The organism is Synechococcus sp. BDU 130192 (genome assembly GCF_963876085.1).
GTDB lineage: Bacteria > Cyanobacteriota > Cyanobacteriia > Cyanobacteriales > MRBY01 > MRBY01.
In genome coordinates this window covers 1-2,108 of the sequence record NZ_CAWNNO010000034.1, presented here as the reverse complement: position 1 = coordinate 2,108, position 2,108 = coordinate 1, and the positions used below count along the sequence as shown (strand labels likewise).

The 2,108-nt window shown below is 52.1% G+C and carries 2 protein-coding genes and 1 tRNA gene; 1 reads left to right on the top strand and 2 read right to left on the bottom strand.

The features are described 5' to 3' along the window. Both AACT35_RS10000 and AACT35_RS09995 read right to left on the bottom strand, forming a co-directional pair. Positions 1 to 1,134, bottom strand: a 1,134-nt coding sequence (locus tag AACT35_RS10000) for a nucleotidyltransferase family protein (RefSeq protein WP_143596790.1), incomplete at its 3' end; no start/stop codon positions are given. 252 nt (positions 1,135 to 1,386) lie between these two features. Next, positions 1,387 to 1,463: transfer RNA gene (locus tag AACT35_RS09995), tRNA-Met, on the bottom strand. A 201-nt stretch (positions 1,464 to 1,664) separates the two neighbouring features. On the opposite strand from AACT35_RS09995, the gene AACT35_RS09990 reads away from it, so the two are divergent. Then, a partial coding sequence (locus AACT35_RS09990) for a hypothetical protein (protein ID WP_143596789.1) occupies positions 1,665 to 2,108 on the top strand: 444 nt, incomplete at its 3' end.

The following is a 2,108-nucleotide window of genomic DNA, read 5'->3' as shown; positions in this document are numbered from 1 at the left end:
GCTGCCCCAGATGAGGTTGATATTCACAATTGCCCCCGCCTCAATCCGTTTATTGGGCCAGATCCGCACGCCAGTACCAATGTGGGCTTCTTCTTCCACGGTGGATAATGCCCCCACCACGGCCCCTTCTAAAATATGGGCGCGGCGATCGACCCGGCTTCCCCGCACCACCGTACAGGCCCGCAACTGCACTTCATCGCCCAAGACCACGCCGTTCCAGAGAATAGGACGTTTGAGGTCAGAATCGGCACCGACGGTCACGTTATCGCCAATGACCGTACCGGGTTCAATGTGAACTCTAGCCCCAATGCGGCAGTTATCACCAATCATCGCTGGGGGGGAGATCGTCGCACTGTCGTCAATAAAGGTATTGTGGCCAATCCAAATCCCTGGCGATCGCTCTTCATAGGAATATTCCACATGGACTTTCCGGGCGAGGGCATCGTACTGGGCTTTACGGTAGGCATCAAGGTGTCCGACATCACACCAGTAGCCATCGGCAATGTAGCCATACATCGGTTCTCCCCGGTCGAGGAGTAGGGGAAAGAGATCCTTCGAGAAGTCGCATTCTTTGTTTTCCGGGAGATATTTCAGCACCTCTGGTTCGAGGATGTAAGTGCCTGTGTTGACGGTATCGGAAAAAATTTCACTGGTGGAGGGTTTTTCGAGGAAGCGACTAATTTGTCCGTTTTCTTCGGTGATGACGACACCAAACTCAACGGGATTGGGAACACGGGTAAGAACCAGGGTGGCCTTGGAACCTTTTTCACGATGGAAGGCGATCGCCGCCGCGAGATCAAAATCCGTAATGCTATCCCCACTAATCACCACAAAGGTTTCGGTGAGCAGTTCTTCGACATTTTTGACGCAGCCCGCCGTCCCTAAAGGTTGCTCTTCTTCCACGGCATAATGCATTTTGACACCAAACTCATGGCCATCCTGAAAATAGTCCCGCATGATGTCCGGCACATAGTGGAGCGTGGCAATCACTTCGGTAATGCGGTGGCGTTTGAGTAGATTAATAATATGCTCGGCAATGGGGCGATTGAGCACTGGCACCATCGGCTTCGGTAAATCACAAGTCAGGGGACGCAACCTTGTCCCAGCACCACCTGCCATTAAAACTGCACGCATAAAAAATCTCCGCTGTACCGCAATATCAAAATACGCAGCGGACTCAGCCAAAAAATTCCCTGGGCGATGTCGCGATCAAAGAAGTTCTCTGGTTGTCCCGCTGCCTCTCTTACTTTGGCATTGTATTGTGGAGTTCTCGGTTTGACGGCAATGGTTCGCTAACAAGAGACAATCTTTAAAATTAGAATGCTCAATACTGTTTAAAACAACAAAACCCCACCCGGAGGTGAGGCATTGCTTTCTGATTCGATTTGGTGGCGGGAGGCGGATTTGAACCACCGACCTTCGGGTTATGAGCCCGACGAGCTACCAGACTGCTCTATCCCGCGGCGCTTTTACTAGCATAAACCCCCTAAAGAAAAATGGCAACCCCCCAGGAAAGATTCTTGGGGATCTGAAGAAATCTTCGCCAGTGAAACGAGCAAGAACCAGCTTTTGGCAAAACAATCAACGGGGGAAGGCGATCGCCTAAAATGGGGACGCAGATTTTCTGCTGCTGTGTAATGTTTTGTAATTTTTTGGCGTAACCCATGAGCCAAGCTGATCCCCAAGCTTCCCTGAGCCGTCTCAAACAAACCCTAGCCCAATTGCAACAGGTGGTCGCCGACCTGGAAGCAGGGACTAGCCAAATTCCAACGGCGGCCCTCGATACCCTGAGCACCGACACAGAAAATTTGATTCGGCAACTACAGCAGCAACCGGAAGCGGCGATTAATCCTGTGGTGGAAGTGCCTGCGAATACCCCTGGAGTTGAAGTACCGACTACCCCTGTCCCAAAAGTAAAGCCCCGTCGCGTTGAACCGGTTCCCCAACGTCCCCGACGTAAGCCCTGGTGGCAACAACAGAAACTTTGGCTGGGTGCCGCAACGGCGGCGATCGCCTTTATTTTTCTCTGGAAATTCACGACCCAAACGCCCCAACTCAGCGAAGATATTGCCCAATCCCCAGTGACGGAGCCGACAGAAGAAGTTTGG